General features: G+C 66.7%; 4 protein-coding genes and 1 pseudogene. 3 read left to right on the top strand and 2 right to left on the bottom strand.

Going from position 1 to position 5,878, the window contains the following annotated elements:
• Positions 1–111: 111 nt before the first annotated feature.
• A pseudogene (locus ACFWI9_RS32520) lies at positions 112–381 on the top strand (integrase core domain-containing protein); the annotation flags it as partial.
• Between the two features lie 100 nt (positions 382–481).
• Here ACFWI9_RS32520 and ACFWI9_RS32515 read toward each other — a convergent pair.
• Positions 482–868 carry a hypothetical protein gene (locus tag ACFWI9_RS32515; RefSeq protein WP_387168378.1) on the bottom strand — a complete coding sequence of 129 codons (387 nt, stop codon included), beginning with the start codon at positions 866–868 and terminating at the stop codon, positions 482–484.
• Positions 865–1,131 carry a hypothetical protein gene (locus ACFWI9_RS32510; RefSeq protein ID WP_387168376.1) on the bottom strand — a complete coding sequence of 89 codons (267 nt, stop codon included), beginning with the start codon at positions 1,129–1,131 and terminating at the stop codon, positions 865–867. The genes ACFWI9_RS32515 and ACFWI9_RS32510 overlap by 4 nt, the downstream gene beginning before the upstream one ends.
• A 328-nt stretch (positions 1,132–1,459) precedes the next feature.
• On the opposite strand from ACFWI9_RS32510, the gene ACFWI9_RS32505 reads away from it, so the two are divergent.
• Both ACFWI9_RS32505 and ACFWI9_RS32500 read left to right on the top strand, forming a co-directional pair.
• Complete coding sequence (locus ACFWI9_RS32505) at positions 1,460–4,525, top strand: DnaB-like helicase C-terminal domain-containing protein (RefSeq protein WP_387168373.1); 3,066 nt, start codon at positions 1,460–1,462, stop codon at positions 4,523–4,525.
• Positions 4,525–5,097 carry a hypothetical protein gene (locus ACFWI9_RS32500; RefSeq protein WP_387168371.1) on the top strand — a complete coding sequence of 191 codons (573 nt, stop codon included), beginning with the start codon at positions 4,525–4,527 and terminating at the stop codon, positions 5,095–5,097. The genes ACFWI9_RS32505 and ACFWI9_RS32500 overlap by 1 nt, the downstream gene beginning before the upstream one ends.
• Positions 5,098–5,878 lie beyond the last annotated feature (781 nt).

Below are 5,878 nucleotides of genomic sequence, written 5' to 3'. Positions count from 1 at the left end.
TCGGTTGGCGGACACCGGCCGAGGTCTTCGAGGAACAGCTACGCTCGCTACAACAGCCCAGTGTTGCAACGACTGGTTGAACTCGCCGAATACACATCGTTCGCGCTCGCCGAGGTATGCCGCCGCCACGGCATCCGCCGAAGCATGGGCCGGGTCGGCTCGAGCTACGACAACGCCCTCGCCGAGTCGTTCTTCCAGGGCCTCAAGCGCGAATTGCTCCACGGCAGGCGCTGGACCTCGAAGGCACAGACTCGACTCGAGCTGTTCCGCTGGCTGCCGTACTACAACAGGCGCCGTCGGCATTCCGCCCTCGGCTACCTCACACCCGCCGAGTTCGAACAACAACTGATCACGTCACATACTCTGTCACTCGCCGCATGAAGCCCAGTGTCCACTCCCGGGGATCAACCTCATGAGGGAGCGGCCCCCTGGTCGTTGTCTTGTTGCCGTTGGTCGAGGAGAGCGCATGCGGGGAGGAGACTCAGCGATTGAGGTCGAAGATACGTACGCCGTGCCCGTCGTAGAGGTCTGGGGCGACAGTGGCGACGAGCGCGTCGGTGTCCCATAGCGGCAGGGTGTTGGCCGCGTGGATTGCCGAGGCCGCTCCCAGTGGGGTGCCGTCTCGGTGGAGTTGCGCGACGGCGAGGGTTGCCGGGTAGTCGAGGTCGATGGTGTGGAGGACTTCGAGTTGTCCGATGTGCTCGGCGATTCCGGGGTTCTCGAGGTCGGCCTGGAGTACGGACAGCACCGGTACCCACAGTCGCACCTCGGGTTCGAGGGTGGCGCGGTGGATGAGGGCGGATACCTGCCGGTTACCGGACAGGGCAAGCAGAGCGGCTGTGTCCAGGACGAGGTGGTGCTGGATCACGCAGCATCGTCCCGTGCTGGCCGCGTGAATGCCTCACGTAGGCGGCGACCCATAGCCGCGCTCTCCTCGTCCGTGACCTCTGTGGCGAAATGCTCCGCAAGATAGGCGCGCGTGGCCTCCGCGCGCTCGCGTCGCTCTTCCATCGTGAGGCTCGACTCCGCGAACTCCTGGACCAAGGAGCGGATGGAAGTGCCGCGAGACTCGGCAAGGACTGCTAGGCGGTCCCGCACTTCGGCAGGAACCCGGATCATCGCATCAGCCATGAACGACAGTATACATCAGTGTATACGCATGGAAGGGGTGCTGGCCCTGTTCGACAAGACGGCGCGGGTCGAGATCACCACTCGTCGCTCCCGCGCCTCTGCCTGCGGGCACTCCGAAGGCGTCGCGATCCACTTGCCTCGCCGTCGCGGCGTTCGCAAAGACGCTACGAGGCTCCAAATTGGAGCCCCCTCCAAGAAGCCGACGGCTGCGTCATCGCCCCAGCTCGCGCCCGGCCATCAAGGACCGACGGGACTGAAGTGACGGGGATCTCGGGTTACAGAAACGGCGATAGGCTCGCATGCTGGTCGGCCGGAAGGAGTGACAACAGTGGGCGTCTACGTGGCGAGCATCGAGCAGGGGGAGGACGGCCGGTGGACCGCCGCGGCCGGCGGGCTGACCGGCACCGGCGACGGTTACACCGACGCCCGCGACGCTCTCGCGGACGCACTGTTCGACCGCGACGGCCAGGAGCCGCAGATCCGCCGGGACCGCACGGAGGTGCCGATTCCCGGACGCGAGGAGCGCACGCCGGAACGGCTGATGAAGCTGGTGGCCACCGAGGTTCCCGATCACGTCGAGAAGGCCGCCAGCTCCCTGGCGGAGGCGAGGGAGCGCGACGCGCGCGAGGGGAGTACATCAGCCGTGACGGCGTGGTGCGTCCACACCGCGGGGATCATCGTCATCGCACGGGCAAGGCCGGTGGAGAGGCGTAGGGAGCCGTCGTTCGTACCTTGGATCAAGCCCGACCCGCGGGCCGGTGGCGATCCGTTTCTGGCCTGCTGGACCCCTCAAGAATTGGATGAGCTGGAGCAACGGAGCAAGACCGGCAGCGTCCTCAGGGCCGAGGACGTGCCGCGCAGCGTGCTGGGCATCCTGGAGGCTCTCGATACGCACTGGCGGGCGCAGGCCTGGCAGGAGATGACCCGGGCGTGCCACGGGCCGAATCTGGATCGAGCCATGGCGCGCTGGTGGCACGTCGCGATGGTCGCGGGCACCGCGGAGCAGGAGCGCACCTTCGAACAGGCCAAGAAGCGGCGGGACAAGGGCAAGCTCGGCACCCCGATGACCGACCTGCCCTCGTCCCGCGCGTTGGACGACCTCCACAGCGACCTCACCGATGAGGAAGGGGCCGCCGACCGGGCCGAGCGGAACCGCCAGCAGAAGGAAGGTGAGGCCACGCGACGGGCCCGCGAGGATGCCTGCCTCGAAGGCGCGGCGCACGCAGGAGCGGTGAACAGCCCACGCAATCCGGATCAAGACAGCGCGCCGCGCAGGCTCGCCACGCTGGGCGACGCCATCGGCGCCGTACTCACCTCCGTCCAGGCCACCGGCCCCCTGTTCGGGCTCTCCGGACTGGACGCGGCGACAGGCGGTTTGCCATCCGGTCGACTCACGCTGGTGGCGGCCGCCCCGAACGCCGGCGGGAGCCTGCTGGGACTGGCCGCCGCACGGCAAACCGCGCTCGTCGACGGTCACAAGGTCCTCTACGCGGCATCGGGCCCGAACCGCGCTGACATCCTGCGCCGGATCCTCTCGGCGGAGACCGGTGGCGACTACTCGCGCCTGAAGCAGGGCCGTCTCACCGCGCAGGAAGAGCACGTAGCCCAGCAGCTGGTCCAGGCGCCCCTGTTGATCGACGATGGCAGCGACCTGACCGCAGAAGCCATCGCCGAGACCGCTCCGCACGTCCAAGACCTGGCCCTTGTAGTCGTGGACCGGCTTCAGGCCGCCCCCAGCGCCCGCCTCCCCCTCTCAGGGGACCGCCTACCAGGCGCCTCCCAGGTGCTGGCTACCTTCGCCCGCACGCTGCACATCCCGGTCCTGGCCATTATCGACAGTGACGACCCCGCGCTCCTCGGTCTCCTCGACGCCGACGTCCTGGTCACGCTCGAACTGGCCGAGGACCACTCCAAAGTCCAGGTAACGGTCGCGGAGCGCGACTTCGGCGCGATCGGCTCGGCATACCTGCGGCCCGACTTGCTGCACGCCCGCTTCCTCGACGCTGGAACCGCCCCGGCCAACCCGGGGGGGGACGAAGGATCCGCGCGGCATCTGGGCGGTGCGGTAGAGCGCGAGCTCGCCGAAGCAGCGCTTCCCTACACATCCGGGGCCCAGCAGGGACTGCCGGCCTCCGTCACCCACATGCTGGCCGCACTGCGCACCGCACTCGCCCACAACAGCCCCGAAGCGCTTGCGGAACTCGCACCCTCCCTCGCTGAAGCAGCAGCAACGCCGCCGCCACTGCCCGACACCACCGAGGGAAAACGACTCGCCGCCGCACTCCAGGCGTACGGCTCCGCCGCGCCCACGGGGACTACCGGGCCCGCGGCTGCAGCTGTTCATGCCACTGTGGACGGTGGTCACGCAGCCGAGGCCGACGAAGCAGACGAAGCAGACGATGGGGACGGTCTGGTGCCGGGGGATGAGGAGGACGAGCCCGAGGGAGTGGTCTTCCCCGCGCTGAAGATCCTCAAGGATGCGGTCGCCCGCTCGAAGATGCACCCGATCCCGGTCATCCGAACCGAGGAACGTGACAGCGGCCCATGGCCCCTGATCAGCGAGGACATGGACGGCGAGCCTCGCTGGGTCCACCCCGACGTCACCCTCACCCGCGTTCCCCACATCAAGGCGAACGGCAAGCGCGTCCGACGCGACCAGCTCGACGTGCTGGACTCTTTCGGCGAAGGCACATTGTGCCTGATCGACCGTAACGGCAGCTACCCATCCGCCTGCTCAGCTGTTCCCCTCACCCCGAACAAGCTCCTGCACACTGGCTCCCTGAACGCATTCGACAAAACTCAGGCTGGCATCTACCTGATCGACATCCCGAAGTGGAACCGCACCGACATGCCGCACCCCCTGGGGCGGATCATCGAACGGCCTGACGAGCAGGGGCGCGTGTGGGTCACCACCCCGCACATGAAGCTGCTCGAGAAACTCGTCCGCGAAGGCCACCTCGCCGCCGCGCCGACCATCTACGACTCCTGGACCGGGAAGGCCAACGAGTCGCTCTTCAAACCCTTCTACGAGGCCACCCGCAAGGCACGGACCGAGCTCGTCCAGATCGGTGGTGACCCCTACAAGGCGTACAAGACCCGGCTGTCGATCGCGTTGCGCCTCCTATGGCCCAAGCGCGCGGAACAGCGCTCCCCGTTCTGGCGGCCCGACTGGCGCATGAGCATGGTCGCCGAGGCATCCGTCCGCCACTGGTCGGTAGCCTTCAGAGCCGTCCAGGACGGCCACAAGCTCATCGCCCTGCGCAACGTCGACGCAGCCGTCTTCTGGACGCCACGCAACACACCACCCGCCACGTACCGCATCGGGACCGGCTTCGGCGAAGTGAAGGCCAAATTCGTCCAACACGGCCAGATCATCCCCGAAGGTGACGACTGATGGCCGGCCCCACAGGCCGCGGCAGCTCCCTGGGCGCCGCCCTCAACAACCTCCTACGCTCCCAGGTCACCCCCCGCCATCGGCTCTCCTCCTACACCGCCAAGCACTGGCACGCCCAACTCAGCCAGCTCACCGCAACCCACCGCGGCTACCACACCCTGGAAGACGCCGGCCTCCACGTGACCACCAAAACCCTGATCAACTGGCTGTCCGACCCCGAGTACAACATCCGCCGCACCTACCGCGACCTCATCCACACCGCCTACGAGAACGTCGCCATCGTGCCCGCCGACCCCATCCCTGACCATGTCAAACGGGGCCAATTCGAAATCAGCGGACTCGTCAAAACCGGTGACGACGAACGTGAACGCGGCAACCGGCGAGCCGCGCCGCTGCGTATCGACGGCAGCCGGGGCGACTGGGACGAGATCGAGGAACTCTGGCTGGTTGGCGCGCTTACCGACGACGACCTGGAGGACCATTTCATCGACGACGTCATCGTGGCGGACATCGGGGAAGGCACCGACGGATGGGATTTCCCCGGTAGTGCGTACGCCGTCGAACTGAGGTGAGTTCCCGTCCTACTTTCAAGCGCGGGTCGCGTACGGTCATTCGTTTCTGAGTCCGACATGGTCGGAGAACCAGCCCACCGACCCGTAGAAGGAACTGAACATCTGCGCCCAACACCGAAACGTTTCGCCCACCACCCTCTACCAGTGGTAGCCACGTGGACAGGCCGCGTCCATCTGCATCTTTGCCGGGCTCGCCTCCGGATGCCTCCGGGAACGAGACGCAGGGGCCCCCGGTGTTGCCGGGAACGCTCTGCTCAGCCGGGTGCTGATCGGTGTCCCTCTTGCGGTTGCCAGCGTGAGCTGTGGGCCAGTACAACTCCCAGCGCCCCGCCAACCCTTCCGGCGTCAGCATGTTCGCCGGGCTGGGTGAGAAGGCCGACGAGATCTGCAATTTCATGGTGTTGCCCAACTTCGGCCCGGGCGCCTCGCTGGGGCAGATCTCTTTACGGCGTAGAGGGCAGGTGATGTTCCGGCCTTTCACACCTGGTTGATCACCTTTTGCTGACGATCGAGCCCGAGCGCGTTCTGAACCGGGGCAACTCTCAGTGCTCGTGAGAGTGTGAAAGCTGTTCAAGATGCGGTTCAGATAAGGGAGATGCAGTAGATGTGACTGCTAGGGGAGGGTGTGACACTCGAGTCATCTGGGTGCATGTACTCATCAGCGTGATCGCCTGCGAGGCAGAATCGGGAGGGGATCGCGGGTGGCCGCGATGCAGCTGACACGCACGCACCGGATACTGATCGGCGTCGTCGTTGCCGGTGCGGTGATCATCGCCGGGAT

The sequence above is a fragment of the Streptomyces sp. NPDC127084 genome (genome assembly GCF_042724175.1).
Classification (GTDB): Bacteria; Actinomycetota; Actinomycetes; order Streptomycetales; family Streptomycetaceae; genus Streptomyces.
Note: the sequence above shows the minus strand (reverse complement) of the source record. Positions and strands in the feature narration are given on the sequence as shown.